The organism is Pseudomonas sp. N-1-13 (genome assembly GCF_057787095.1).
Genome location: NZ_JBYNRI010000001.1, coordinates 3,516,960 through 3,541,954 on the forward strand (window position 1 = coordinate 3,516,960; position 24,995 = coordinate 3,541,954).

The 24,995-nt window shown below is 60.3% G+C and carries 24 protein-coding genes and 1 pseudogene; 7 read left to right on the forward strand and 18 right to left on the reverse strand.

Features of this window, described 5'->3' with window-relative positions:
* Positions 1 to 43: 43 nt before the first annotated feature.
* The 9 genes from AC3I65_RS15705 to AC3I65_RS15745 form a co-directional block, all read right to left on the reverse strand.
* On the reverse strand, positions 44 to 346 hold the full coding sequence (locus tag AC3I65_RS15705; protein ID WP_047230144.1) for an ArsR/SmtB family transcription factor: 303 nt from the start codon (positions 344 to 346) through the stop codon (positions 44 to 46).
* A 203-nt stretch (positions 347 to 549) separates the two neighbouring features.
* Positions 550 to 1,740, reverse strand: coding sequence for an ABC transporter substrate-binding protein (locus AC3I65_RS15710; RefSeq protein ID WP_281460081.1), 1,191 nt, complete (start codon positions 1,738 to 1,740; stop codon positions 550 to 552).
* Complete coding sequence (locus tag AC3I65_RS15715) at positions 1,737 to 2,711, reverse strand: CobW family GTP-binding protein (RefSeq protein WP_488523980.1); 975 nt, start codon at positions 2,709 to 2,711, stop codon at positions 1,737 to 1,739. Before AC3I65_RS15715 ends, AC3I65_RS15710 begins: the two co-directional genes overlap by 4 nt.
* The gene (locus AC3I65_RS15720) at positions 2,708 to 3,007 is read right to left on the reverse strand and encodes a hypothetical protein (protein WP_047229666.1); all 300 of its coding nucleotides are present in this window, start codon (positions 3,005 to 3,007) and stop codon (positions 2,708 to 2,710) included. The genes AC3I65_RS15715 and AC3I65_RS15720 overlap by 4 nt, the downstream gene beginning before the upstream one ends.
* A 13-nt stretch (positions 3,008 to 3,020) precedes the next feature.
* Positions 3,021 to 3,770 (reverse strand): SDR family NAD(P)-dependent oxidoreductase, encoded by a 750-nt coding sequence (locus AC3I65_RS15725; RefSeq protein WP_047229667.1) that lies wholly within the window; start codon positions 3,768 to 3,770, stop codon positions 3,021 to 3,023.
* A 136-nt stretch (positions 3,771 to 3,906) separates the two neighbouring features.
* Entirely contained in the window at positions 3,907 to 4,668 is a 762-nt protein-coding gene (locus AC3I65_RS15730) for an SDR family NAD(P)-dependent oxidoreductase (protein ID WP_160894270.1), read from the reverse strand.
* Between the two features lie 10 nt (positions 4,669 to 4,678).
* Positions 4,679 to 6,019, reverse strand: a complete 1,341-nt coding sequence (locus AC3I65_RS15735; protein WP_281460079.1) for an MFS transporter — start codon at positions 6,017 to 6,019, stop codon at positions 4,679 to 4,681.
* Positions 6,020 to 6,047: 28 nt separating this feature from the next.
* Positions 6,048 to 6,926: a polysaccharide deacetylase family protein gene (locus tag AC3I65_RS15740; protein WP_047229670.1), complete on the reverse strand. Its 879-nt coding sequence runs from the start codon at positions 6,924 to 6,926 to the stop codon at positions 6,048 to 6,050.
* A 26-nt stretch (positions 6,927 to 6,952) separates the two neighbouring features.
* Positions 6,953 to 8,344 (reverse strand): amidase, encoded by a 1,392-nt coding sequence (locus AC3I65_RS15745; protein ID WP_487777109.1) that lies wholly within the window; start codon positions 8,342 to 8,344, stop codon positions 6,953 to 6,955.
* Positions 8,345 to 8,687: 343 nt separating this feature from the next.
* On the opposite strand from AC3I65_RS15745, the gene AC3I65_RS15750 reads away from it, so the two are divergent.
* A complete protein-coding gene (locus AC3I65_RS15750; RefSeq protein WP_372241417.1) occupies positions 8,688 to 9,680 on the forward strand; it encodes a GntR family transcriptional regulator in 993 nt (330 codons plus the stop codon).
* A 35-nt stretch (positions 9,681 to 9,715) separates the two neighbouring features.
* Here the strand turns inward: AC3I65_RS15750 and AC3I65_RS15755 are convergent, their stop codons facing one another.
* A complete protein-coding gene (locus AC3I65_RS15755; RefSeq protein WP_047229673.1) occupies positions 9,716 to 10,168 on the reverse strand; it encodes a MarR family winged helix-turn-helix transcriptional regulator in 453 nt (150 codons plus the stop codon).
* 62 nt (positions 10,169 to 10,230) lie between these two features.
* Here AC3I65_RS15755 and AC3I65_RS15760 point away from each other — a divergent pair, with 62 nt between their 5' ends.
* Positions 10,231 to 10,791: a PaaI family thioesterase gene (locus tag AC3I65_RS15760; protein ID WP_047229674.1), complete on the forward strand. Its 561-nt coding sequence runs from the start codon at positions 10,231 to 10,233 to the stop codon at positions 10,789 to 10,791.
* A 261-nt stretch (positions 10,792 to 11,052) separates the two neighbouring features.
* On the forward strand, positions 11,053 to 12,057 hold the full coding sequence (locus tag AC3I65_RS15765; protein WP_305466188.1) for an aldo/keto reductase: 1,005 nt from the start codon (positions 11,053 to 11,055) through the stop codon (positions 12,055 to 12,057).
* A 202-nt stretch (positions 12,058 to 12,259) separates the two neighbouring features.
* Here the strand turns inward: AC3I65_RS15765 and AC3I65_RS15770 are convergent, their stop codons facing one another.
* Together AC3I65_RS15770 and AC3I65_RS15775 are read right to left on the reverse strand one after the other, a co-directional pair.
* Positions 12,260 to 12,625, reverse strand: a complete 366-nt coding sequence (locus AC3I65_RS15770; RefSeq protein WP_409078010.1) for a MarR family winged helix-turn-helix transcriptional regulator — start codon at positions 12,623 to 12,625, stop codon at positions 12,260 to 12,262.
* Positions 12,626 to 13,213: 588 nt separating this feature from the next.
* Positions 13,214 to 13,423: pseudogene (locus AC3I65_RS15775) on the reverse strand (TetR/AcrR family transcriptional regulator); the annotation flags it as partial.
* Positions 13,424 to 13,537: 114 nt separating this feature from the next.
* Here AC3I65_RS15775 and AC3I65_RS15780 point away from each other — a divergent pair.
* Together AC3I65_RS15780 and AC3I65_RS15785 are read left to right on the forward strand one after the other, a co-directional pair.
* Positions 13,538 to 14,749: a multidrug effflux MFS transporter gene (locus AC3I65_RS15780; RefSeq protein WP_305466191.1), complete on the forward strand. Its 1,212-nt coding sequence runs from the start codon at positions 13,538 to 13,540 to the stop codon at positions 14,747 to 14,749.
* Positions 14,750 to 14,812: 63 nt separating this feature from the next.
* Positions 14,813 to 15,511, forward strand: a complete 699-nt coding sequence (locus tag AC3I65_RS15785; protein WP_047229677.1) for an SDR family oxidoreductase — start codon at positions 14,813 to 14,815, stop codon at positions 15,509 to 15,511.
* Between the two features lie 177 nt (positions 15,512 to 15,688).
* Here AC3I65_RS15785 and AC3I65_RS15790 read toward each other — a convergent pair whose 3' ends face one another.
* From AC3I65_RS15790 to AC3I65_RS15805, 4 genes are read right to left on the reverse strand one after another with little or no spacing between them, the layout of a single operon-like run.
* The gene (locus AC3I65_RS15790) at positions 15,689 to 17,230 is read right to left on the reverse strand and encodes an amino acid ABC transporter permease/ATP-binding protein (protein ID WP_139049725.1); all 1,542 of its coding nucleotides are present in this window, start codon (positions 17,228 to 17,230) and stop codon (positions 15,689 to 15,691) included.
* Between the two features lie 49 nt (positions 17,231 to 17,279).
* On the reverse strand, positions 17,280 to 18,077 hold the full coding sequence (locus AC3I65_RS15795) for a transporter substrate-binding domain-containing protein (RefSeq protein WP_445576697.1): 798 nt from the start codon (positions 18,075 to 18,077) through the stop codon (positions 17,280 to 17,282).
* A gap of 23 nt (positions 18,078 to 18,100) precedes the next feature.
* Positions 18,101 to 19,150 carry an isopenicillin N synthase family dioxygenase gene (locus AC3I65_RS15800; protein ID WP_047229680.1) on the reverse strand — a complete coding sequence of 350 codons (1,050 nt, stop codon included), beginning with the start codon at positions 19,148 to 19,150 and terminating at the stop codon, positions 18,101 to 18,103.
* Complete coding sequence (locus AC3I65_RS15805; RefSeq protein WP_445576698.1) at positions 19,143 to 20,000, reverse strand: sugar phosphate isomerase/epimerase family protein; 858 nt, start codon at positions 19,998 to 20,000, stop codon at positions 19,143 to 19,145. Before AC3I65_RS15805 ends, AC3I65_RS15800 begins: the two co-directional genes overlap by 8 nt.
* 426 nt (positions 20,001 to 20,426) lie before the next feature.
* Here AC3I65_RS15805 and AC3I65_RS15810 point away from each other — a divergent pair, with 426 nt between their 5' ends.
* Together AC3I65_RS15810 and AC3I65_RS15815 are read left to right on the forward strand one after the other, a co-directional pair.
* Positions 20,427 to 21,179, forward strand: coding sequence for a molybdopterin cofactor-binding domain-containing protein (locus AC3I65_RS15810; RefSeq protein WP_274090211.1), 753 nt, complete (start codon positions 20,427 to 20,429; stop codon positions 21,177 to 21,179).
* A 29-nt stretch (positions 21,180 to 21,208) separates the two neighbouring features.
* Positions 21,209 to 22,900, forward strand: coding sequence for a thiamine pyrophosphate-binding protein (locus AC3I65_RS15815; protein ID WP_488523981.1), 1,692 nt, complete (start codon positions 21,209 to 21,211; stop codon positions 22,898 to 22,900).
* Here AC3I65_RS15815 and AC3I65_RS15820 read toward each other — a convergent pair.
* Together AC3I65_RS15820 and AC3I65_RS15825 are read right to left on the reverse strand one after the other, a co-directional pair.
* On the reverse strand, positions 22,883 to 23,749 hold the full coding sequence (locus AC3I65_RS15820) for a sugar phosphate isomerase/epimerase family protein (RefSeq protein WP_281460076.1): 867 nt from the start codon (positions 23,747 to 23,749) through the stop codon (positions 22,883 to 22,885). The two genes, AC3I65_RS15815 and AC3I65_RS15820, sit on opposite strands and share 18 nt — an antisense overlap.
* Position 23,750: 1 nt before the next feature.
* A complete protein-coding gene (locus AC3I65_RS15825; protein WP_488523982.1) occupies positions 23,751 to 24,983 on the reverse strand; it encodes an NAD(P)/FAD-dependent oxidoreductase in 1,233 nt (410 codons plus the stop codon).
* Positions 24,984 to 24,995: the final 12 nt, after the last annotated feature.

The following is a 24,995-nucleotide window of genomic DNA, read 5'->3' on the forward strand; positions in this document are numbered from 1 at the left end:
TAAAATGGCATATCGAGATATCTCGATATGTTACGGTAAAAAATTACAGATCTTTCCCTATGACCTCGGCAAGCGCGCTGATAGTTGCTTCATTGCGCTTGTAGTAGGTCCACTGACCGATACGCCTGACTTCGACCAGGCCCACTCGTTGCAACGTGGCAAGATAGCCAGACACCGTTGACTGCGACAGTCCGATACCCTCTTGAATACTACTGACGCAGACGCCGACCGTGAGAACGTCACCCTCATCCTGCGGAGGGAAGTTCTTTACGGGATCCTTCAAACCTTTCAGGATTTGAAGACGCGTAGGGTTTGAGAGGGCTTTGAATATTTCGATCAGTTCCATGCGCTCAGGATATCGAGATTTACCGATATGTCAATACGAAAGGTTAGAATAATTTTGGGGTTCGGATTGCCAGCGGTTTCACAGACTGGAGCGCGTGCCTGCTTCTAGCCGAAAGCAGCCTGTGGCCATGAGTGAAGGCATTAGCGCTATGGGATACCGGATAGTGGAATAACCCTGACGAACGCAGAGCCTATTTCAGAAACTCATGGCCTGCGAGAGCTTTTCGCCCCCGCCCGTAAAATATCGCCCCAGCGACGCACCAGATAATTGTGTTCATCCATCACCGAGTTCCACACAGCGATATGCCCCATGCGCTGCTCATAGGAACCACCATCGCGCACATCACCGATGTCAATCAGCGGCAAACCATCACTGCCAAGCAACTCCTCCCGCGCAGGTTGACCGGCGTACCAGTAGTCCCACTCGGCACTGCTCAGATGGTCGCGACTGCGCGCCGGGTTGCCGATGTAGTAACCCTGGCGCGCCATCACCGCGCCGGGCCAGCCGGACAACCACCAATTGAGGTAGGCGTAGGCCGCGTCCAGCACCGGGCCCTGGGCGTGGCGCGACAATGACAAACCGCCGAACCAGGCGCGATAGCCCTCGCGAGGCACCGCCAGACGGTATTTCACCCCGGCGCGATGCAGGCGCATCAAGGTCGGCGACCAAAGGCTCTGGATATCGATGCTCGGGCTGAGCATCAACTGCGCGGCCTCCTCGTCATCGGACCAGAACGCCGCAAAGTGACCTTCCTTCTGTTTGCGCACCAGAATATCGGCCAGCACATCGATCTCTTCGATGCTCATATTGCCGATGTCCTTAAAGCGCGCCAGTCCCGCGCCCTGCACCGCCAGCGCGGCATCCAGGGCACCGATCGCGGCATCGCTCTGCAGTGCGGTGCGCGCGCGCCACGCAGGGTCGAGCAACCAACCCCAACTTTCATTGTCGTGGCGAAAACCCTCAGGCAGGCGCTCGGGGCGGTAGGCGAAACTGTCGGCATTATGGGTCAAAGGCAGCATGCTGATGCGCTCGGTGACGGTGCTGCCGAGGCTGCCATCGTGCTGCACGAATAAGCGCTCACTCGGCACGCTGCCACTGCCCAACCGATCGTTGGCGGAGAGGCGGCCGCGTTTGGGAAGGTCGTTGATCTCATGCCACAACGCAATGCGCCGTGTGTCGATGGGTTGGATCGCCCGGGCCGGCCACACGAAGTCGACGTTGTGGAACCATTGGTCGTACAGGTCATAGCTGTCGGGCTGCATCACCGCGATGCGCTGGGCCTGCTCGACATCGTGCACCTGGTACACCAGGTGAATGCCCAATTCCTGTTCAGCACGTACACGCAGGCATTCGAGCAAGGTCACTGAGGTGCCGAGGACGCGGAGTGTGATCATGCGGCGAACCGCTGAGAGAACACGTCAAAGGAGCGCCGCAGCAGCGCGGGGTCAAGACCTCGCAGGATAAACACCAGACGCGACTGCCGATCAGTGCCCGGCCAGGCAGACAAGTGCACCGGGGCATGCAGGCAATGCTGCACACCATGGATGACGATGGGGGCGTTACTGGTGTTCACGTTAAGCAGTCCTTTGACACGTAGAATTCGTTCGCCGTGGCATCTTAACAGCATCGACAACCAAACCCCGAAGCCGACCCAATCCAACGGCTGGTCGAAGGTCAGGCTGCACACTTGCGCGGCGCCGTGGGTGGCGCTGGTACTGCGATGCAGTTGCCAGCGACGGACTTCCTCTGTCGGTTCGGCGCTGCGCAAACCTTCACCCAGCAACAGCTGATCGCCGCTGTGGACGTCGCATGTATCGAGGATCGGCGTACCGGCATTGAGCGCTTGCAGGTGCATGCGCAGTGGGGCGCAGTCCTCCATCAGGTCGGTCTTGCTCAACAGCAAGCGGTCCGCGGCGGCGACCTGGGCAAGCCATTCCGGATGCAGGCGCTCTTGCAGCGCGGCGTGGCTGGCATCGACCAAGGTGACCACCAGGCCGATATGCAAGCGCCCGCGCAATTGCACATCGTTGTTCAATGTGGCGAGGATCGGCGCCGGGTCGGCCAGGCCGGTGGTCTCCAGGATGACCCTTTTGAACGTCGGGATTTCGCCACGCTCACGGCGTTGCAACAGGGCGAGCAACGCGTCTTTGAGTTCGCCACGAATCGAGCAACACACGCAGCCACTGGGCAACAGCACGGTATCCGGGGCGACTTCTTCCACCAGCAGATGGTCGATGCCGACGTCACCGAATTCGTTGATCAGCAAAGCCGTATCGCCGAGGCTTTCGCCTTGCAGCAGGCGCTTGAGCAAAGTGGTTTTGCCGCTGCCGAGGAAACCGGTGATGACGTTGAGAGCGATGCTCATACGGCTGACTCCAAGTGATCCAACAGATGCGGGTCCAGGGGATCCAACGGGCGACCGAGCATGGTTTCAGCCGCTCGCCAGAGCTGATCCAGGCCACTCGCCAGCTCTTGCTTGCCGGTCGCGCCGAGCAGCAGATAAGAGGCGCCCTGAAAATCTTCGACCTTGAGCCGGAACACCGCCAGTACCTGATTGATCGCGGCGATGCGGCGCAGGCGTTCGCGGCGCCTGGGCAGCTCATCGCCCAGGGGATCGCTCCAGTGCAGGTCTTCGCCTAGCAAACCGCAGAGTCCACACATGGCTACACCTCACTCATGGCATGACATCGCCAGAATTCGGGCCGAGGGTCTGGCCAACGAACAGGTTGCCGCCCGGCTCGCTGGCCAGCAGCACAGCGGTGGGCGCCACCTCGTCCGCCAGGCCGAACCGGCCAAGGGGCAACTCGGCGGCCTTGGCGCGTTTCCAGTCATCGCTGATCCCAGCGACCAATGGCGTTTCAATCGGCCCCGGAGCGATGGCATTGACCAGTACGTTGTCCTTGGCGACTTCCAGCGCCAAGGACTTGGTGAAGCCGATGACCCCGGCCTTGGCCGCAGCGTAATGGGTGAGTTCGGCGCCGCCCTTGATGCCCAGTTGCGAGGCCACGTTGATGATCCGCCCCCAACGCTGGGCGAGCATATGCGGCAAGGCGCGCTGGCTGGCCACGAATACGCTGGTGAGGTCAACGCGCAGCATGTCGTTCCACATCTCGAGAGTGAGGTCGACACAGCGCGCCTGGGTGAGCATGCCAGCGTTATTGACCAAAATGTCGATGCCGCCGAAGTGCTCGACGCAACGGTCGACACTGGCCTGGGCGCCTTCGACGGTGCCTACATCGGCGAGGCACTCCACCACTTCGGCGCCGAAGTTGCGGCAGATGATCGCGGTTTCGGCAAGACTGACAGCATTGCGGTCGGCCAGCACCAGACGCGCGCCTTCAGCCGCATAGGCACGGGCGATGGCGGCACCGATACCGCTGCCAGCGCCGGTGATGACGGCACGGCGGTGGGTAAGTTGAGGCATGTAGAATCTCCTGAAGCAAACACAGGTTCCCTGTGGGAGCGGGCTTGCTCGCGAATGCGGTCTGTCAGTCGAAACTGATTTATCTGAAACACCGCATTCGCGAGCAAGCCCGCTCCCACGTTTGGATTGAGTACAGTCAGTCGGGCCAACGCACGGTCAGCCCACCGTCGATGATGATGCTCTGCCCGGTCAGGTAGCTCGATGCATCACTGGTCAAGAACTGCACCAACGACGCCACCTCATCCGCCCGCCCTACCCGCCCCAGCGGAATCGCCCTCGCAGCTTTCGCCAGGCCTTCCGGCCCCAGGGAGTTCTTCGCATCAAGCGACTGCGGCGTCTCGATCAACCCTGGGATCACCGCATTGCAACGAATGCCCTTTGCTGCCAACTCCACCGCCAGCGAACGGCACAACCCCGGCACGCCGGCCTTGGCCGCTGCGTAGTGGCTGTGCTCTTGCCAGCCATATACGCCGCCGGCAATCGACGAAATCGCCACCAACGCACCGCCCTCGCCCATATGCCGAGTCGCCGCGCGAAAGGTGCGCATCACCCCCGTCAGGTCGACGTTGAGCATCTCGTCCCACAGCGCATCGGTCATTTCCAGCAACGGCGCACGGCGCAGCAAACCTGCGTTCGCCACGGCGTAATCCAGGCGGCCGAAATGCTGCACCGCTTGCTCGGCCAGCGCATCCACCGAGGCGGTATCGCCCACGTCCAGTGCCAGCATCAGGCACTCGCCACCGGCTTCTTCCACCAGGGCCACTGTTGTTTGCGGGTCATGGGGGTCGGCCGGGTAATACCCGCCGACCACTGCCACACCGCTGCCCGCATAGGCCACGGCGAGGGCTTGGCCGATGCCGCTGGCGGCACCGGTAATCAAGGCGACTTTACGGCTCATCGATAACTCCTTACTGGACGGTTTCCGGGCGCACATGGCGTGCGGCAAACATCAGGGCACCGGACAGGAAACACGGCAGCGCACCGAACCACAGTGCGGCGGTCTGCCAGTCACTGCCGGCGGACAACACCTGGGTGGCGCCAAAACCTGCGACCACCGCGCCAATCGGGCCCATGGCATGAATGATCGCGCCACCGGTGGCGCGGATGCTGGTAGGGAAACTTTCACTGATAAAGAACAGCGCCGCCGAGTACGGCCCAATCAGAAAGAACAAGCCCAGGCTGTACAGCCCGACCACCATCGGCATATTGCTCGGGCCGAACAACATCCCGGCAAACGACAGGCCACCGAGCATCCAACCCAAGCCAATCACGTTGCGACGGCCGATCTTGTCGCCCATCCAGCCGTGGCTGAGGTAGCCGCAGTAACCCACCAGGTTCGACAACACGAGGATGATCAGCGAGTTCTCGAACGAGATGTGGTGCACGCTGACGATCACTGAAGTGCCGAGCACGCTGAACACTTGGATGGCCGCCCAGTTGAGCAGCAGCGCGGCGCCAATCACCAATGTGGCGCGACGGGCCGGGCCACGGAACGCGGCTTTGAGGCCAGCCTTGCTGTGTTCGTCATAGTCCACGCCGTAGGTCACGGCGACGTTTTGCGCTTCGGTCACGGCGCCGCTTTTACGCAACTGACTGATGCGTTCGTGGATCTGGAACTGCGGGCTCTCCTTGAGCTTGCGCGCCATGATCGCAATCACGATGGCCGGGATTGCGGCGAAGATGAAGCAACCCTGCCAGCCGATGATCGGCAGCAACAGCGCGGTCAAGCCGGCGGCGATCAACGCACCGACCGGCCAGCCGCCCTGCACCAGGCTGTAGATAAAGCCGCGACGTTTGGTCAGCCGTGGGTCTTCAGAGGCGCCATACAACTCGGTCAAATAAGTGGCATTGACGGTTTCTTCGGCATAGCCCAGGCCACCCAACGAACGGATCAGAATCAGCGGCGACTTGCCCCACGCCCCGCCAATCGCGGTGAGCGCCGAGCACAGCGCGGAACCGGCCACAGTGAGGATAATCCCTTTGCGCCGCCCCAGCCTGTCGACAATCGGGCCGATGGCCAGGGCGACGACGGCGGTACCCACCGCCACCCAGGTCGCGATCTCAGCTTGCTCCACTTCACCCCAACCAAAGTGCCGGCCGATCTCGGGCAGCAAGGTGCCGAACAGGATGAAGTCATACACCGCAAACACCCAGGCGAAGAAGGCGATCCAGGTGGCGAAGCGTACTTCCTGGGACGTCAATTGCCGGGGTTTCCAGCCAGTCAGGTCAAGCTTGTTGTAGATAGACATGAATCGCGCCTCGAAGGATGGGTGGGTGTCAGGTACGCGGTTGGCGGCGGATAAAGTCGTCGGCGATTTCGTCGAAAGTGACGAAGCGCACGCCGGCATGGCTCTGGATGTGTTCGATCAGACGCTCAAGCATCAGCAGCACTTGTGGGCGGCCGGACACGTCGGGGTGGATGGTCATGGTGAACACCGCGTGTTCGTGTTCGCGGTAGACCCAGTCGAATTGGTCGCGCCACATTTCCTCGAGGTGGCGCGGGTTGACGAAACCGTGACTGTTGGGTGCCTTTTTGATGAACATCATCGGCGGCAAATCGTCGAGGTACCAGTTGGCCGGAATCTCCACCAGATCGGTTTCTTCGCCGCGCACCAGGGGTTTCATCCAGGTGTCGGGGTGCTGGCTGTAGTCGATCTTGGTCCAGCTGTCGCCCTTGCGCACGTAGTAGGGGTGGAAGTCGTTGTGCATCAGGCTGTGGTCATACTTGATGCCTTTTTTCAGCAGCAGCTCGTTGGTGACCTTACTGAATTCCCACCACGGCGCGACGTAGCCGGTGGGTCGTTTGCCGGTGACCTGGGTGATCAACTCGATGGACTTATCCAGCACGATTTCTTCCTGCTCGGCGGTCATCGCAATCGGGTTTTCGTGGCTGTAGCCATGCACGCCGATTTCATGGCCGGCGTCGGCCACCGCCTTCATCTGCTCGGGAAAGGTTTCCATCGAGTGGCCGGGGATAAACCAAGTGGTACGCAAGCCGTAACGCTCGAACAATTTGAGCAAACGCGGAGCGCCAATTTCGCCAGCGAACAGACCGCGGGAAATATCGTCGGGTGAGTCCTCACCACCATAAGAGCCCAGCCAGCCTGCCACGGCGTCTACGTCGACGCCGAAGGCGCACAGAATTTCTTTAGCCATCATCTCTCTCCTGCGGATTTATCAGATCAATCGTGGGTGTTTTGGTGGTGGCGCAACGCGGCTTCCACTGCCAGCGCAGCTCGCAACAATCGAGAGTCTTCGCCCGGCGGCGCGCTTATCAGCATGCCGGTGGGCAAACCGAGCGCATCGCAGCCGCTGGGCAATGACACACCCGGCAGATCCAGCAAACTGCCGGGCATCGTCAGGCGCAACGTAGCGAGGTTGGTCTGCGCGAACAGCTCGTCATCGGCTTCCAGTGCCGCCAACGGCGGCGCCACATGGGCCACGCTTGGGGTAATCAAAAACGCGCCATCAAGTTCATCGGTGATTTGTTGCTGCAGGCGTTTGCGTGCCCCGTAGAGGTTGACCAACTGGCTGGCGGGGAATGCACGTGCCGCCTCCAGGCGGCGCCGCACACGGGGGTCGAGTCGTGCGGCGGCATCGCTGTCCAGCAGAGACTGATGCAGGGCAAAAGCCTCAGAAGCACCGAGCCAACCTTGTTGCTCAATGAGCTGAAGTGCCGCCTGAAAGGCTGGCGAAGGTCGCAGGTCAATCAGCGCACCGTGATTTTTCAACACGATCAAGCATTGCAGCAGGTTGTCGCGTACCGCAGGCTCTATGCGCTCATCATCAATGACTGCCTGATCGACCCAGAATCGCTGCCCAGCCAAATCTCGGGGGACAAGCGATGTCGGTTTGGCGCGCCCAAGCAGAATGTCGTCGATGGATAAGGCGTCGCGCACACTGCGCGTCAGAGGCCCCACGCTGTCGAGGGTATGCGCGAGCGGGAAGACGCCTTCACGGCTGTAGCGTCTGCAACTGCTTCGAAATCCCACCAAGCCGTTGAAGGCCGCTGGAATTCGGATGGAGCCAGCGGTGTCCGTGCCCATGGCGATCGGCACGATTCCCGCCGCGACGGCGACCGCTGAGCCTGAGGACGAGCCGCCCGGAATGCGTGGCTGGTCGAGGCCTACGGGATTATGCGGCGTGCCAAAATGGGGATTGAGTCCGAGGCCTGAGTAAGCAAATTCGCTAAGATTTGTTTTCCCGACACTGACCATCCCGGCTCGCGCCAGTAGACCTACGACATTGGCGTCGAGCAGCGCTGGCGAAGTGTCGCGGCGTACGGATGCGCCTGCGGTAGTTGGGCTGCCGGCGACGTCGAACATATCTTTCCAAGCTATGGGAACGCCGTCCAGTGCGCTTGCCGGCTGTCCGGCCTTCCAGCGTGCGGCTGACGAGTGGGCTTCGCGGAAGGCACGCGCCGAACAAAGAGAGATGAACACGTCATCGACTTCCGCCACCCTGGCCAGCATTTCTTCCAACGCCTTGACCGGGTCGCTGCTGCCCGAGGCGAATGCATCCGCCATCGCCAAAGCATCGGCTTCAAGGGCTAATCGAGGACTGGAGTAGGACATCTGATTCACCAATAAACGTATTCATTATTAAAATGTACGTTTTACAGAGCAGATAGCGTGCCAAACTGAATACTGAAGGCATGCCAGAGCGGCAAACCTGAGCAAGCGGCCTGCGTCTATCACTCGGACTAGACACCTTTCCGAGCGGGTTGATGTTCCTATTTTGCGGAGCCTTCCAGGCAGGGCCAGGCAACAACACCGATAATGTATTAATTAATAAATATCCGTTTTGGTGCAGAACAGTAACAACGGCCCTACGAACGCGCACAAATGACGTGGTCCACGGTGACAACAGACTTGTGCGAGAATCTTCCCCCCGCCTTTCGAGAAGCGTATGAGATCGATGACCGCCGAGGATTACCGCACTGCATCCCGCTACGCCATGATCCGCCAGGTCCTGCGTGACGCCATCGTTGATGGGGAGGTGGCTCAAGGGCTCGTCCTGCTCGAAGCACCTCTGGCCGACCTGTTCGGAACCAGCCGCGTACCGGTGCGCAAAGCGCTGGACCTGTTGCATAAGGAAGGTTTGATCAGTCGATTCGATGGCCGCGGTTATCTGGTCAACCCGAAAGGGGTGGAAGTGGAGCCCCTGCGGTTGGCCGTTACCCACAAGCAACTCGGCCTTGATAGCAGCGAAGAATTGGTCGATACCCGGCCGTTGGGCGAGCGGATGTTCGACGAGATTGGCTCGGCTTTATCGACCTGTATTGCTTTCGGACACTATCGACTCGACGAGCAAATGGCCGCCGAGCATTACGGCGTCAGTCGGGCGGTGATACGCGAGGCATTGATGCGCCTGCGTGACCGCGGCCTGGTGGAAAAGGAACCCTACTCCCAGTGGCTAGCCGGCCCCCTCACCGCCAGGGAGGTCACCGAAGACTACGAGTTGCGCGCGTGCCTAGAACCTGAGGCGTTACGCCAGAGCGCACCAGGGCTTAGTCGCGAATCCCTTGAAGCGATGCTGGCTCGGGTTAATGAGGCACAGAGCAACCCACGTTGCAGCCTGGCATGCATCGAGCAACTTGAAGAAGACCTGCATTACCACTGCCTCGCCGGAATAAACAATCGCAAGATCGCTACGCTGATCCGGCAGGCCCAGAGTCCCAGGATCATCAGTCGGATTTTTTACAGTCAGTTGGGCCTCGGCCCCGACGAAGCCATGCTGGCCGAGCACCGTTTGATTTTAGAGCTGCTACTGCATGGCGCATTCGACGCAGCAGCTCTGAACCTCAAGGAACACCTCCACCGCGCCCGCCAACGCATGTTGCAGCGGCTGAAAGTTCTGTCCGTGCTACCTGAGCAACAGGTGCCGGAATATCTGACCAAACTGAGCTGAAAGCGTTTTCTGGCAAACGGCCAATCGCCTACCAGTCAGTCCGTACACGTTTCAGGCTCATCATCAAGGCACTCGATGCATGCATCCAGCAACTCATGGAGCGCCGCAACGCGATGCACGCCGAGTCGCTCATTAAGTGCCAATTGCGCCTCTTTCCAGGCGCGCCGCCCTTCTGCTTGCTTTTCCAGTCCTGCCTCGGTCACTTGGACAAGACGGCTGCGCGCGTCGCCACCTGCCCCGACCGTCAACCAGCCTTGAGCGACCAGTGGCTGCATATTCCGTGTCAACGTCGAAGCCTCCATTTGCATTCGCCGAGCCAGGTCGCTCGGCCGAATGGGCCCCAGTCTGACGACGTGTGACAACAATGAGTACTGCGTGTTTTTTAATCCGGACTCGGCGATATAGCGATCGTAGTGACGCGTCACCATGCGATTGAGCTGGCGAATCTTCAGATTGGTGCAACCCTGTGGCTTGGTCATATTTTTCATGTTATAGATTGTATCTACAAGTATTGCATATACAAGTATTGAGGATGAGGAAGGAGTTCGTGATGCAGGCTGACCAGGTCGTTGCGCGGTGGGACGAAGAGGAAAAAGCGATTCGTGCCCGTTGGAACACCTCCCACTCCGCGACGCAGAAACAGATCACCAGCCTGACAGGCATGGAGTTGTTCGAGGCAATTTTTGCTGGGGAACTCCCGCCCGCCCCAATCGGCGATACGCTCGATTTCCTGCCCATTCACATGGAACCAGGCACAGCGATCTTCCAAGGTCGACCGCAACGAAGGCACTACAACCCGCTGGGAACCGTGCACGGCGGTTGGTTTTCCACGCTGCTCGATTCGGCGGTAGGTTGCGCCGTGCATTCGACCTTACCCGCGGGTAAGGGCTTCACTACGCTGGAGCTGAAAGTCAACATGGTCCGCGCCTTGACCGACGCGGTACCGCTAGTACGAGCCGAGGGGAAGTTGATCCATGCAGGAAGTCGGATTGCCACTGCCGAAGGCCGAATCGTTGGCCCCGACGGCAAGCTGTACGCGCACGCCACTACGACATGCTTGATCTTCGATTTCCCTGCCCCTTCTCCGAGGAGTCCACATGAGCAAGCCTGACATTGTTCTCCGCGCTGCGGTCCGCCCCCGATCGCCACGCATGGCGCATCGCAGAAAGACACCCCTGCGATGAACTGAATGTGGAAAGCAAAATCCTGAAGGTGTGCCCGTCGAGATCAAGAGCGGAGCAAGGGCGGATCAAGATGCACCAGACGCGCTGAATCAGGACGGGCAAGTCGTGCAGATTTTCGTAGGCAACCTCGTGGTTCCGCGTCGTCCAACAGCGGCAATATCATCGCTCCTGGATCAATGGAGAAAGTCATGAAATACACATCCTTTGGCAAAACCGGCCTGCGGGTTTCGCAGGTGGCGCTCGGCACGGGCAACTTTGGCACGGGTTGGGGCCATGGTGCCGATCCCGATACCAGCAAAGCGATCTTCAACGCCTATGCCGAGGCTGGAGGCAATTTCATCGATACAGCGGATGTCTACCAGTTCGGACAATCGGAGGAACAGATCGGCATCCTGCTGGAGGGGCGGCGCGAAGATTTCGTCATTGCGACGAAGTACAGCAGCGGCGCGCAACCGAATGCCAATCGGCTGGTCACCGGCAACAGCCGCAGGGCCATGATCGCCTCCGTGGAAGCGAGCCTGAAGCGACTCAAGACGGATCGGATTGACATTTACTGGGTGCATCATCCCGATGGCGTCACGCCGGCCGAGGAAATCGTCCGTGGCTTCGAGGACTTGGCTCGCGCGGGCAAGATCCTCTATGCGGGCCTCTCGAACTTCGCCGCCTGGCGACTCTCCCGCACAGTGACCTTGGCCGAACTTACTCGTACCATTCCCATCGCGGCTGCGCAGTTCCAGCACAGTCTGGTTCATCGCGAGCCCGAAGCCGACCTGTTCCCGGCATCGCACGCGCTGGGCCTTGGTATCGTCACTTGGTCGCCGCTGGGCGGCGGCATGCTGACGGGCAAGTACCGCCAAGGGGAGAAAGGTCGCGCCGAAGGTTTGGGCGGCCGGGTGTTCCAGCCGGAGAATTCGGCGCAGCGTACAAAAATCCTCGACACCGTCATTGCCATCGCGGGCGAGATCGGCGCCAGTGCAGGTCAGGTCGCCATTGCCTGGGCAGGCACCCACGGGGCAGTGCCGATCATCGGACCACGCTCAATGACTCAGCTCACCGACAACCTCGGTGCGCTGTCGCTTGAGCTTTCTTCCGAGCACATCAGTCGCCTCGATACCGCAAGCATCCTGACACCCTCAACTCCAGCGCGGACGGTAATCCCCTGGGCCGAGAGCGCGGATCGGATCGTGGCATAGTCCTGCCTTGGCGCTGTGCTGGTGTGCGCGAGCGACACCCCCATCGCGAAGGCGGCCACGCTGAGGGCGTGGCAGCTTGCGCAATCAGGTGGTGGATTCAGGAGGGCTTATCTTGAGGGTCACATCTTCCAGGCAACCGGCAGCGACGATGGCGCTGGTACATCGATACTGCACTTGCCGGTCTATCTTCGGAGGGCTGCCCTCATTCGCCAGCGGGACGCGCAAAAGCCTTAAGCGTGCCGCGAAGAGCTTCCAACCCATCCTCAGTCAGTTGACAGGCGGTCTTGATCTTGTCCGTGACGGCCCAAAGCTCTTCGCGCAGGCCTTTCCCAGTGTCGGTAAGCGCAATCAGCACGCGGCGTTCGTCGCTTTTGTCGCGGGCTCGAGTCACCATGCCCGACACTTCAAGACGCTTGAGCAAGGGCGTGATCGTCCCGGTATCCATCCCAAGTGCAGCGCCCAGATCGCCCACGGTCCTGGGCGCGTCCGTGAACAGTTCCAGCATGACCAGGTACTGGGGGAACGTCAGCCCAAGGGGCTCCAGCAAGGGTTTGTGCAGGCGAATCATCCGATTGGCGGCACCGTACAGAGCAAAGGACAGTTGGGTTCCGACTTCCCGCTGCACGACAGCCTTTTTGGCAAGAACTCGCTTTTGTAGCTCAACATTATCTAGCTCACTAGATATTTTCCGGGCTACGGGTCGGCTGATGTCGGGGATATTGTCCAAGGCCTGTGCTGCTGCTGCCCCAGCCTGCTCACCCGCAAGCAGTTCGTCACGTGTCGCTTGAAGAATGCGGTCGGACAGCGGCTGATCGTCGACCGCTCGGGCGAGCACCATGGCGCCGACTATTGCCGACATGAAACCGATCGCCTGGTCTTCCCTGGATCGGTCACGCCGCCAGGGAAGACTGGCGCTGAACGACTCGATCATTCCGGCGACCCGGCTCGTGAACGAACGCCGCATCCCCGGTTCCCGCGCGACATCAATGGCCAACGCAGGCATTGCGCAGCCGGCTTCCGGGTGGTCGCGGTGACCCTGACTCAGGTACCTGTCCAGAAAGGCTTGCTTGGGCGTATCGCTGCTGGAGACAGTGTCGCGCAGCCGTAGCGCCAACTGGTCCATCGCATGTTCAAGGCTGGCACAAGCCAGCGCATCCTTCGAATCGAAGTGCGCATAGAACGCGCCATGAGTCAGGCCCGATGCCTTCATGACCTGCGCAATGCTCGCCCCTGCGATGCCCTTGCCGCGAAACAACCGGGAGGCCTCCTCAAGGATTTTCTCGCGCCGTTCTGCAGTCTGGCTTGCAGGATATCTCATCGGTGGACCTCGATATTTATGCTTGACGAATAACATGATGATCATCATGCTTGGCTGAAAATATGACAACCATCATACGCCGTAGCCAGAGTGCGGGCCGACTTCCGCCTGACGGCCAATTCCACGACTACCGCTTCCATAAGCGCCAAGGGATGTAAATCCATGACGACAACTTTTGTGAATGCCCCCGTCCAGGCCATCCAGCCATTGACCGGAAAAATCGTGGCACTGCTCGCTGGCCTGGCTGCTATCGGTATGCTCTCCACCAACATCATCCTCCCGGCATTCCCCGTCATCGGTGAAGACCTGGGAGTGGACGCCCGCGCGCTTGGCCTGACGCTGTCCAGCTTCTTCATCACCTTCGCACTGGGCCAGTTGGTGGTCGGGCCACTGGCTGACCGCTATGGGCGCCAGAAGCTGGTGTTGGGCGGACTCGCGATCTTCGTGGTGGGCACCGTCATCGCAGGCCTTGCCAACACCCTCGATACGCTGATTGCAGGACGCGTCATCCAGGCATTGGGCGTGTGTGCCGCCTCAGTGCTGTCGCGCGCAATTGCACGGGATCTGTTTGAGGGAGAAGCACTCGCTCGCGCGTTGTCGCTGACCATGATTGCCACCGCCGCTGCGCCAGGTTTTTCACCACTGGCGGGTAGCCTGCTGTCGGTCACGCTTGGATGGCGGGCGATTTTTATCCTGGTAGGGCTGGCCGCCGTTGCGCTCGCCTTCTTCTACGTTCGCGGCCTTGGCGAGACCCATCCCGCCGACCGCCGCGCGCCGCATTCAGCCAAGAGCGTGGTGCTCGCGTATCGGCGGTTGACGCTGGATAAGCGCTTCATCCTACCTGCCCTTTCGATGAGCCTGCTGATGAGCGGACTGTTCGCATCGTTCGCCGCCGCCCCCGCTATTCTGATGAAAGGGATCGGCCTGACGTCGTTGCAGACGGGCCTGTACTTCGCTTGCACGGTGTTCGTTGTGTTCGCAGCCGGCATGGCGGCCCCGCGCCTGGCGCACCGCTACGGCCCAAGACTCATTACCACGCTGGGCATTGCCTGTGCCATGGCGGGCGGAGGGCTCCTGCTCGCAGGCCCGGCCGATCCGAGCCTTGGGTGGTATGCCCTTTCAATGGTCACGTTTCTTTGGGGCATGGGCCTGGCCAATCCGCTGGGCACGGCCATCACCATGGGACCTTTTGGTAAAGAAGCCGGGATGGCTTCCGCCCTGTTGGGCTTTGTTTCCATGGGGGCGGCGGCACTGACAACCTGGCTGGTTTCGGTGCTGACGCTTGCACCGGTTACAGCACTGGGCGGTGTCCAGACGACAGCCTGTCTGATCGCGCTGGCGCTGTTCCTTCTACGGGGCAGTCTCGCGAAATAAACACGCTAAAGCGCTGAGGCGTCGTTTCTTGTTTGCGTCATGACCAACAACTGGAGAATCAACATGCAGATCAAAGGTAGCGTGGCGCTGGTGACCGGCGCCAACCGTGGGTTGGGCAAGGCCTTCGTGCAAGCACTGCTCGCGGCGGGTGCCGCGAAGGTCTATGCCGCGGCACGTGACCCCGCCACTCTCGAAGCCCAGGCCAACGTGGTGCCAATCAAACTCGACGTGACCCGTCCCGAAGATATCGCGGCGGCGACTGAACAGGCACACGACCTCACGCTGCTAATCAACAACGCCGGCATCAGCGGCGAAGCGCATGACAGCATTAGCCTGGAAACCCTTCGCCACGAGTTCGAGACCAACGCGGTCGCCCCGCTCGCCATCAGCCTGGCTTTCGCACCGATCCTGGCCGCCAACGGCGGTGGTGCAATCGTCAACATGCACTCGGCCCTGAGCTGGATCAACCTGCCCACCACCGTTACCTATTCGGCAAGCAAAGCGGCGGCCTGGTCGCTTACCAATGGCCTGCGGCTGCGATTGGCAAGTCAGGGCACCCTGGTCGTGGGCGTGCATGTTGCGTTCGTGGACACCGACATGACGCGCGGTATCGAAGGCGTGCCAAAGGCAAACCCTCACGATGTGGTCCAGCGCGCACTGGATGGCGTTGCCAACGACCAGCCGGAAGTTTTGGCGGACGAGACGAGCCAGCAGCTCAAGCAAAATCTGAGCAACGGTATCTACCTGCGACCGATATCGTAAAACCGAGTGACCCGAAAGATCCGGCAGCTTTCATCGCCGGCTCATCTGGGCTTTGCAATCTCCTTATCGCATTGGCAGCCACGACCGCAATGAACTTGCACCGGCAGGCCAAACACCCCCATGGGACGGTCAAAAGCCCACGGCATAAAGCGGATCATGCAACCAAACGCGCTCAATTCAGCTCATCAACAGGCAACGCTCCTCCTCTGACTCTTCCAACCCGATAAACCGTCGCACCCGTTGGGCGCCATGCCCTTCGCGGATTGCCTGTGGCGAGGCATCCAGCTGCACGTTGCCGTTTTCCATGAAAATCACCCGGTCAGAGATCGACAGGGCAAATTCCATTTCGTGAGTGACAATCAGCAGGGTCATGCCTTCGCGAGCCAGGTCGGCGATCACCGTAAGTACCTCGCCGACCAGTTCCGGGTCCAGCGCCGAGGTCGGTTCGTCAAACAGCAGGATGTCCGGGTCCATGGCCATGGCCCGGGCGATCGCCACACGTTGTTGCTGGCCGCCAGACAGTTGATGCGGATATTTGTGAACGTGGGCCAGCAGGCCGACCTTGTCGAGCAACTGGCAGGCCCGTTGCTCGCTCAGTGTGCGGCTGACGCCATGATAACGAGGGGCGAGGCTGATGTTGTCCAACAGTGTCCGGTGCGGAAACAGGTTGAAGTTCTGGAACACCATGCCGATGCGCTGCACGCCCTGACGAACCCGAGAGCCATCCGGTTTGTCCTCGGCATTAATGAAGCCCTCCCCGAACAACAGGATTTCACCCTGATCGATGCGTTCCAGGCCATTAATGGTGCGGATCAACGAGGTCTTGCCGGAGCCGGACGGGCCGATGATGGAAATCACCTGGCCGCTTTGCACCTTCAGGTCGATACCTTTGAGCACATGATGATCGCCGTAGCGTTTGTGCACGTCCTGCAGATGCAGGGCCGGGGCCGCACCTTTGGCTGGGAGGCTGACCTTGCTCGATACCCTAGGTGCCAGACTGTCACGCAGCACTTGTGTCGAGGCGCTCTCCAGGGTTTGCGGTGTACGCAGGTTCAGGTCCAGGTAACGTTCCAGACGCTGCAAGGCAAAGCCAAACACTGTAACGATCAGCACGTAGTACACGCCCACAGCCGCCAGGGTCTCCATAACCAGGAAGTTCTGGGCATACAGGCGCTGGCCGACAGTCAGCAGTTCGGTCAGTGAAATCACCGAGATCAACGAGGTCAGTTTGACCACCGTGATGTATTCGTTAATCAACGTCGGCAGTGAGATACGAAACGCTTGAGGAATAACGATCAGCCGTTGCACGCCAAGCAGCCCAAGTCCCAGGGCACGGCCCGCTTCCTTCTGGCCTTTGGCGATCGAAATCAGCCCGCCACGATGAATTTCTGCCATGTAGGCGGCCTCAGTGACCACCAGCGCCAACAGGCCGGAATAAAATGGCACCGACAGCACCGGCCCGGCACCGGGCAGCAACTGCGGCAGGTTGTAGACGAAGACCACCAGCACCAGCAGCGGAATGCTGCGAAAGAACCAGATGTAGAGTGATGCGGGTATGCGCAGCCAACGCACGCTCGACAGTTTGGCCGATGCCAGGACGAAACCCAGCAGCATGCCCAGAAACCAGGCCAGGGTGCTCAGTTCGATGACGGTCAGGCTCGCCGCCCAGAAGTCAGCCATGGAGAACAGCGAAAAAAAGTAAGCCCAATCGAATTGCATAGACACCTCGCGCAAGCCGCGCCCCCGATCGAGGGCGCGGTTTCAGGCATTACTCAGAGACTGGTTCCAGGTCATACGCCTTGAGAATGGCGGCGTACTCGCCGTTGGCCTTGCTCTCAGCCAACGCCTTGACCAGCGCCTGATAGGTCGCGTCGGCGTCTTTCTTGACGTAGATGCCCAAAGTTTGCGGGTAAACCAACTTCTGCGAGCTGACGATCACACGGCCGTTGGTACGCTGAGCGATCATGTGCGCGGCGCCGGCAATTTCCACTTGAGCCTGGATGTTCTTTGACAGCAGCGCCTGCGTCACCTCGGGTGCCGAGGGAAACTCACTGACGGTGATGGCACCCTTGTTGTTCGGGACGCAGTAGTCGCTGGACAACTGACGGAACTTGCCGACCCAGGTGGTGCCCTGCTCCAGCCCGACTTTCAGGCCACACAGGTCTTCAGGAACCTGCGGGTTCAACTCACTGCCCTTGGGCACCATGATCGCCGCGCCGGTGTTGGCATAAGCAATGGTCCGGGCCTGGGCCTGGCGCTCCGGGGTGATGTACATGCCGGAGATGATTGCGTCGTAGTGCCCGGCGTTGAGGCCATTGAGCAGATTGGGAAACTTGGTATCGACGAAGTTGGCCTTGACGCCCATTGCCTTGGCCAGGGAATGGGCCAACTCCGGGTCGGAGCCGACCACATTCTTGTTGGCGTCATAGGACTCGAACGGTGGGTAGGTGATTTCCATACCGACCTTCAATACACCCGGGGTCGCGGTGCTGGCGAAGGCGGTACTGGCACAGAACAGACTAGCGGCGAGCAGACTCAGTCGGGTCAAGGCGTAGGGGGTTTTCATGTTGGGAAGCTCCGTTGGTTTTTTTAGGAATGAGTGGCAGTGTTTTTCAGGCGACCGAAGCTCGATGGCTTGCGGGCTCGGGACGGCAGTTCAAGCTCGCCGTTCTCGACGCGTTTGCGCAGGTATTGATAGGTCTGCAGGGCTTGACTCCACATGTGTTCACCAATCGTCAACGCCTCGTAGACCTGAGCGTCATTGATGAATGCCGGCAACGGCTTGATCAGCGTGTGGTAGTCGCAGGCGTAAAACAGCGGGAAGCTATAGCGCTCCTGAGCCACCTTGCGCACTCGGTGAGCGGTGGCCACAAAGGTCCCAGCGGTCATGACTTCCAGCATGTCGCCGATGTTCACCACAAACGCATCGGGCATTGGCGGTGCATCGATCCACTGATCCTGGTCGTTTAACACCTCCAACCCCGGCTGATCGGCGTGCAGGATGGTGAAGCACTCGTAGTCGGTATGCGCGCCGATGCCGGGAGCATCCACAGCAGTGGCGTCGAAGGGGTAATGGATCAGCCGCAGCTTGGAAGGCGGCCGGGTGACCAGTGCGTCGAAGTAGCCCTCTTCCAGGCCCAGGGCCAGGGCGAAGCCATCGAACAGTCGGCGGCCCAGGGCAAACACGGCCTGATAGTAATTTTGTACTGCAGCCTGAAAACCCGGCACGTCGGGCCAGTGGTTCGGGCCCAGCAGCGGCGTTCGACTCAGGAATAGCGGATCGTCCACCGGCACTTCGAAACCGATGTCGAAGGCCTCTTTGTGGTCCGGCTTGCCCTTGGAGTACACCTCCTCACCTTCGGGCACGAAGCCCTTGTGGCTTTCCGAGGCACCAATGTAATGGCGCATCTTGGTCTCCAGGGGCTGCGCGAAATAATCCTCGCTCGCCTGGCGCAGACCCTCGATCAGTGCCGGATCAATACCGTGTCCGGTGATGTACAGAAACCCCACATCGCTGGCGGCACGACCCAGTTGCTCGGCCACGGCAAGGCGATGCTCCAGTTCGATACTGAAGAGGCCGGCGATGTTCACCACCGGAATGCGATTGAAGTTGGCCTGGGTCAGCGAAGTCTTATTCATGGTGGGCTCCTTCACAGGTAAAACGGTTGAAGTGTTCGCGCTCGGTTCGCGCCATCCACTGGTTCAAGGTCCAGAGATCGGCCACTGGCATGTTGGTGAAGGGCAAGTGATGCAGATACCCGTCGGCACCGAACTCCGGGGTCAGGGTGCTGACTGCATAGCCGCGCTGAAATTGAGAAGCCCAGACCGCCTCCCAGTGGCGCTGGTGAAACACCAGTTCACGGGCATATTCCGGGGCGGCGGGATGGGGAACTTGCGGGCCCTGGTCATAACCGACCCGAGCTTGAATGTGATGAACGCGCTCGACGAAGGACGACAGATCGTCGGCCGGGTCGTCCAGTAACCGCTCACAGCACACCACCCAATGGCTGATGTCACTGGTGAAACGCAGTTCCGGCAGTTGGCGAATCAGTTCCAGAGTCACCCAAGGGCTATACAGGGAGCGGGCGCGGTGAGTCTCGAAACTGCAGAACACCCCATGCCTGGCGGCCAGCTCCAGGGCCTGACCGAAGAACTCGACCTGCTGCGCCAGAGGCCAGCGATCATTGCCTGCAAGCAGATTGACGAAACGGGGTGTCAGCTCCGTGGCCCAGCCGAGCTTGCGATCGATGTCGACCAAGTGCTGGGCAGGTGTGGCGCGCTGATCAGGCAAGACATCGTAAGCACTGAACAGGGTGCAAATGTAGGGGACGTGATTGCTACGCAGGAAAGCGCCGAACTCGCCACGCTCATTGGCCGGCAGTGGCAGGCGTGCTTCGATCCCATCAAAACCGGCGGCGAGCAGTTCATCCAGGGCGGATGAATGGCCGGCGGTATAGCCCCATAAGGTACGGAAAATCTCTAGCTTCATGCATTCCTCTCGACTGCGTCGGGCCACTGGCGGATTGGGCTGGTGGCGTTGCTGGGCAGTCGAAAAGGGGCTGCTGCGGGCTGCTGCTCTGATGGCGGCGGTCCCGTGGGGAGGATCCTAAGGCCATCGTGACAAATGATTGAATAGGCTGTAGCAAATAGTTAGTTCAGAAATCCATGAACTAACATCGACCTGGTGCGTGAACCCGGGACGCCGGTGCACGTCTATCGTGCGTTTCCTAACGACGCCTGGACCAAAGCCGACCAGCCCAACGCCTGACATGTTCCTGTCAGCCTCCGGTCACTCTGACGTCAGATCCTTGCCCCTAAAGTACCCCAATGACTGCCCTACGGTGCCAGCGTTACAGGCACCAAGGACACATCGCTTTAGCTGGACCTCTTGCCATCCGCCGGAAGGAGAAACGCAATGAGCCATCCTGATGCGCACGCTAGTGCTCTTGATCCATTTACTTGGCAATCGACGCTCGACAGCAATCTGGACAGAAAAGGCCTGTTGCTCCGCCTGTTCGCCGAACAGCGATTCATGGCCGCGCAGGTGCGAACCTGCAAGCTGGATCACAGGGACTATCTGCTTTCGCTGATTGATCCGGCATCGACGGTGAACGATGGCACTCGGCACTCATCAAGCGTCGACGGCCATCGAATGCAGAGCGTCATCACCGAAGCGGCAAAGAAAGCTCATTGGGGCAAGCCCCCAAGACATGGTCGGGCGCAAGGCATCGCTGCCCACTATGACGCGCAGACCTGCATGGCGGTCGTTCTCGATATCGAAGTGAGCGACGAAGGCCGCTTGATCATTCATGACGCGGTCGTTGTCGCGGACTTGGGTTTCTTGAAAAATCCTGGTCGCGTGCGCTCGCAGCTCGAAGGCGCTTTCATGATGGGGATAGCGTTCGTGACATCCTGCGATTTTGAGCCGACCCTCGGAGATACCCGGCCTAAACCTGCCTATCGCACCCGTTGGCCACTCGTCTCATGGCTGCCAGGACAGATCGCGGTGCACCTGATCAATCCCACCGGGGCTCCCGAAGCCGGCCAGCCCAGCCAGACCAGTTACGCACCTGTCGCCCGGGCCTTGTGCAATGCGATTTTGAAGGCCACGGGTAACGGTTCGGTCCGGAGCCAGCTAACCGTCGCCACAGCAAGCCAGCTAAATTAAAGCTTCCAGATCAGATGAGGTTCTGCGCCATGCCTTCAGGATCCAATGTTTTTTTCAACAGCCGCGGGCAACGCGGCGCGGACCTGTTCGTAGAAGTGCTTCGCAGCGAGGGGGTACGTTACGTCTTCGGCAATCCGGGAACAACCGAACTGCCTTTGCTCGACGCCCTCTCAGGCGCCTCAGACATCCAATACATCCTCGGCCTCCAAGAGGCCTCAGTCGTAGCGATGGCCGACGGTTATGCGCAGGCATCCGGTCGCCCCGGCTTCGTCAACCTCCATACGGCCGGTGGACTCGGCAATGCAATGGGCGCAATTCTCAACGCGAAGATGGCGAATACGCCGCTTGTCGTCACGGCGGGCCAACAAGATACGCGACATGGCGTGACCGACCCGCTGCTCCACGGAGACCTCGTCGCTCTCGCCCGACCGAGCGTCAAATGGGCGGAAGAAATTCATCATCTCGAACACATCCCGATGCTGCTTCGTCGTGCGTTTCAGGACTGTCGCACGGGGCCGGCCGGCCCGGTTTTCCTTTCCCTGCCGATAAACGTGATGGAGCAACACACGGATGTAACGGCCGGCCCGCCATCGCGAATCGAGCGCGGTGCCGTGACCGGGGCGATTGAGGAATTGGCCGCTGCCTTAGCGGCAATTACCCCCGGTTGTCTGGCGATTATCGTTGGAGAGGAAGTGTTCCAGTCGAGCGCGGAAGTTGAAGCCGTGAAGCTCGCCGAAGCACTCGGCGCGCCGGTCTACGGGCCATCCTGGCCCGGGCATATTCCGTTTCCGACGGCTCATCCGCAGTGGCGGGGAACGCTGCCTGCGAAGGCTTCCGATATCAGAGAGACGCTCTCTGACTTCGACGCAGTCTTCCTGCTCGGCGGCCATTCGTTGATCAGCTATCAATATTCCCAGGGCCCCGCTATTCCATCTCACTGTCGCCTTATCCAATTGACCGGCGATGGACACCAATTAGGCAGAGTCCACGAGACAGCGCTAGGGCTGATCGGAGATTTAAGACTCTCGTTGCAAACGCTGTTGCCGATACTGGACAAGAAATTGGTCCCACACAGCGAGGCAATCGCAACGCTGCGAAACGTCGCAGGCCAAGAACGCGATACACGTCGTGCCGACGTCGTCGCTCACGTCAGTCGCGAATTCAACACGCCGGTGACAACGCCTTTCGTGGCTGCCCACGAGGCTATCCGGGCAATCGGGCCGGACGTCTGGATCGTCGACGAAGCACCTGCCACGATTCCTCATGTCCGTGCCTGCCTGGACTCTCATTCGGCCCGCCAGTATCTTTTTACCCGCAGCGCCATCCTGGGCTGGGGCATGCCGGCGGCTGTCGGTACGTCGCTTGGCCTGGACCGCAGCCCGGTAGTCTGTCTGGTCGGTGATGGCTCGGCAATGTACTCACCGCAAGCACTCTGGACGGCGGCGCATGAACGGCTGCCGATCACGTTCGTTGTCATGAACAACGGCGAATACAATATTTTGAAGAGTTACGCTCGTAGCCAGGCGCACTATCTGAGTGCAAGCACTCACCGGTTCATCGGCATGGACCTCTGCGACCCGGCGATCGATTTCCTGGCCCTCGCCTCTTCCATGGGGATCCCTTCCCGCAGGATCGAGCGCGCCGGCGATATTGCAGGAGCTATCGAAGAAGGTATTCGCTCAGGCTGCCCGAATCTCATTGAACTACCGATCATGCCCTGAAGGAATGGGCGCACCTTGTCCCTGCTGACACTCATCCCAAACACCCCGCATCAGTTCCTTCAGCAGCAACGCCTCGCCCCAGCGATCCGTTATGTCGCGCCCATCACTCCCTGTGATCGCATAGGGTGGCGGGCCAAGTTCACAGGTGAAGGACAGGCTAGTGGGTGTGTTCGGTCGCGCGAGCCAATCCTTGATTCCGTAGCGCCACCAGCCCAGAAACCGATCCAACCAGGGGCGATGCTGGGCAAAGGTCAAGGGCACCTGGACCTGCTCACTATTAGCGACTCGCCCGTGAAAACCCCAACTGTGTCGTAGGATGGTGTGAATCTGTTCGTCGTCTTCGGCCGCGGCCGGCTCAGGCAATTCGCGGCCCACGACGTAATGGGACAAGTCAGCCAACAACTTGAGGTCGGGCATCTGCGCGAGCAAGTCGAGGGTGAACAACAGGTCACTGGTGAGACGATAGCGGTGGGTTTCCAGCAGGATCGGAAAGTCCACCTGCTCGGCCAGACGCTGCCAGCCTTCGATCAGAGTGATCGCCTGTGCCAGCGTGCGCGGCCGGACGTCGGCTTGCAGCGTGAGGTGGTGGCAGCCGTAGCGGGAGGCCACCTCAAGCGCTTGCGCCAAGTCACTCACGGTGCGGGGAAACAGTTGACCTTCGATTTGCAGGCCTTGCGCCTTGGCAGCGGCATGCAGACGTTCGGCCTGTGGCGCGACCCAGAAATGGTCGGTGACCCCATCGAAGCCAGCAGCGGCAATCTTCTCCACCTGCGCCTCCAGGCAAAGATCGCATTGACCACGGTGATCTTGCATGGCCCACAGGGACTGAAATACCAGGAATTCACGCATGTCAGGGCCTTAGCAGATGTTTGAGCGAGACATCGGCGTCGGCCAATGCGTCCACAGAGAGTGGAGTCAGGTTGGCAATCAGCCGTTCACACAACTTGATGTCCTTGGCAACGCTGTTGCCCTGCCCCCAGCCGCAGGCGCCTTGCAAACGTTGCTCGGTGTCCAGGTAGAACAGCAGCAAACCACCGCCTGCCAAGGTGCGAACAGCCGAAGGTGGCGTCGGTGGAATCACGCCCACCGTCTGTAAGCCCCAGTCGTACTGATCAGACCAGAAGCCGGGAACACCCTCGAACGGCAACTCGCCGCCCAACAGATTCAATGCCGCGTGACGGCCCTGGGTCTCGGCATTGCGCCAGGTTTCCTGGCGCTGGAATAACGCGTCGGCGTGCAGGCGAAACTCACACACATCGCCGGCAGCAAAGATGTCTGGTGCACTGGTGCGCAACTGGGCATCGACTCGAATCCCCTGGCCCACTTCTAGCCCCGCCGCCGCGGCCAATTCGATGTTGGGTTGCATGCCGATACCGACTACCACCCAGTCACAGGGCAGCACCTGGCCGTCCACCAGTTGCACCGCCTCAGCGCGTTCGATGCCTTGTACCCTTTCAAGCGCTACGTTCAGCCGCACGTCAACGCCCTGTTGCCGATGCAATTCCAACAAGGCCTGGGACACAGCTTCAGGCAAGACTCGCCCGGCCAGTCGTGGCCCGGCTTCCAGCAACGTCACCTGACAGCCTAAGGTTCGGGCCGTTGCCGCGACTTCGAGGCCGATAAAGCCACCGCCGATGATCACCAGGCGCGTGCCGGGGATCAATGCGCTGCGCAGGGCCAGGGCGTCGTCATGGGTACGCAGGTAAAGCACGTTGGCCAGAGGTTCAGGCACCAGGGACAAGCGCCGCGCTCTGCCCCCGGTCGCCAACAGTAATCGGCTGTAGGGCAACCAACGTCCGTCGGTCAATTGCAGGCGGTGGTGCTGCGGATCCAGGCTTTTTACCGGGTTGCCCGCCAGGTGTTCGATGTTCAGTTCAGTGAGCCGGCTATCCCTCCACAGGCGGCAATCGTCCAGGTCCATCGTGCCCTGCAGCAAGCCCTTGGACAGCGGAGGACGCTCGTACGGCAAATGGAGTTCATCGCCGATCAGGATCAGCCGACCGGTATAACCCTGCTCGCGCAAGGTCAGCGCCGCGCGGCCACCGGCATGGCCGGCGCCGACGATAATCAGTGGAGCATTCATGGGGTACACTCC

Excerpts from the sequence above, each read along its gene's own strand:
- AC3I65_RS15705 (WP_047230144.1), bottom strand. The coding sequence starts at position 346 with ATGGAACTGATCGAAATATTCAAAGCCCTCTCAAACCCTACGCGTCTT.
- AC3I65_RS15710 (WP_281460081.1), bottom strand. The coding sequence starts at position 1,740 with ATGATCACACTCCGCGTCCTCGGCACCTCAGTGACCTTGCTCGAATGC.
- AC3I65_RS15715 (WP_488523980.1), bottom strand. The coding sequence starts at position 2,711 with ATGAGCATCGCTCTCAACGTCATCACCGGTTTCCTCGGCAGCGGCAAA.
- AC3I65_RS15720 (WP_047229666.1), bottom strand. The coding sequence starts at position 3,007 with ATGTGTGGACTCTGCGGTTTGCTAGGCGAAGACCTGCACTGGAGCGAT.
- AC3I65_RS15725 (WP_047229667.1), bottom strand. The coding sequence starts at position 3,770 with ATGCCTCAACTTACCCACCGCCGTGCCGTCATCACCGGCGCTGGCAGC.
- AC3I65_RS15730 (WP_160894270.1), bottom strand. The coding sequence starts at position 4,668 with ATGAGCCGTAAAGTCGCCTTGATTACCGGTGCCGCCAGCGGCATCGGC.
- AC3I65_RS15735 (WP_281460079.1), bottom strand. The coding sequence starts at position 6,019 with ATGTCTATCTACAACAAGCTTGACCTGACTGGCTGGAAACCCCGGCAA.
- AC3I65_RS15740 (WP_047229670.1), bottom strand. The coding sequence starts at position 6,926 with ATGGCTAAAGAAATTCTGTGCGCCTTCGGCGTCGACGTAGACGCCGTG.
- AC3I65_RS15745 (WP_487777109.1), bottom strand. The coding sequence starts at position 8,344 with ATGTCCTACTCCAGTCCTCGATTAGCCCTTGAAGCCGATGCTTTGGCG.
- AC3I65_RS15750 (WP_372241417.1), top strand. The coding sequence starts at position 8,688 with ATGACCGCCGAGGATTACCGCACTGCATCCCGCTACGCCATGATCCGC.
- AC3I65_RS15755 (WP_047229673.1), bottom strand. The coding sequence starts at position 10,168 with ATGAAAAATATGACCAAGCCACAGGGTTGCACCAATCTGAAGATTCGC.
- AC3I65_RS15760 (WP_047229674.1), top strand. The coding sequence starts at position 10,231 with ATGCAGGCTGACCAGGTCGTTGCGCGGTGGGACGAAGAGGAAAAAGCG.
- AC3I65_RS15765 (WP_305466188.1), top strand. The coding sequence starts at position 11,053 with ATGAAATACACATCCTTTGGCAAAACCGGCCTGCGGGTTTCGCAGGTG.
- AC3I65_RS15770 (WP_409078010.1), bottom strand. The coding sequence starts at position 12,625 with ATGATTCGCCTGCACAAACCCTTGCTGGAGCCCCTTGGGCTGACGTTC.
- AC3I65_RS15780 (WP_305466191.1), top strand. The coding sequence starts at position 13,538 with ATGACGACAACTTTTGTGAATGCCCCCGTCCAGGCCATCCAGCCATTG.
- AC3I65_RS15785 (WP_047229677.1), top strand. The coding sequence starts at position 14,813 with ATGCAGATCAAAGGTAGCGTGGCGCTGGTGACCGGCGCCAACCGTGGG.
- AC3I65_RS15790 (WP_139049725.1), bottom strand. The coding sequence starts at position 17,230 with ATGCAATTCGATTGGGCTTACTTTTTTTCGCTGTTCTCCATGGCTGAC.
- AC3I65_RS15795 (WP_445576697.1), bottom strand. The coding sequence starts at position 18,077 with ATGAAAACCCCCTACGCCTTGACCCGACTGAGTCTGCTCGCCGCTAGT.
- AC3I65_RS15800 (WP_047229680.1), bottom strand. The coding sequence starts at position 19,150 with ATGAATAAGACTTCGCTGACCCAGGCCAACTTCAATCGCATTCCGGTG.
- AC3I65_RS15805 (WP_445576698.1), bottom strand. The coding sequence starts at position 20,000 with ATGAAGCTAGAGATTTTCCGTACCTTATGGGGCTATACCGCCGGCCAT.
- AC3I65_RS15810 (WP_274090211.1), top strand. The coding sequence starts at position 20,427 with ATGAGCCATCCTGATGCGCACGCTAGTGCTCTTGATCCATTTACTTGG.
- AC3I65_RS15815 (WP_488523981.1), top strand. The coding sequence starts at position 21,209 with ATGCCTTCAGGATCCAATGTTTTTTTCAACAGCCGCGGGCAACGCGGC.
- AC3I65_RS15820 (WP_281460076.1), bottom strand. The coding sequence starts at position 23,749 with ATGCGTGAATTCCTGGTATTTCAGTCCCTGTGGGCCATGCAAGATCAC.
- AC3I65_RS15825 (WP_488523982.1), bottom strand. The coding sequence starts at position 24,983 with ATGAATGCTCCACTGATTATCGTCGGCGCCGGCCATGCCGGTGGCCGC.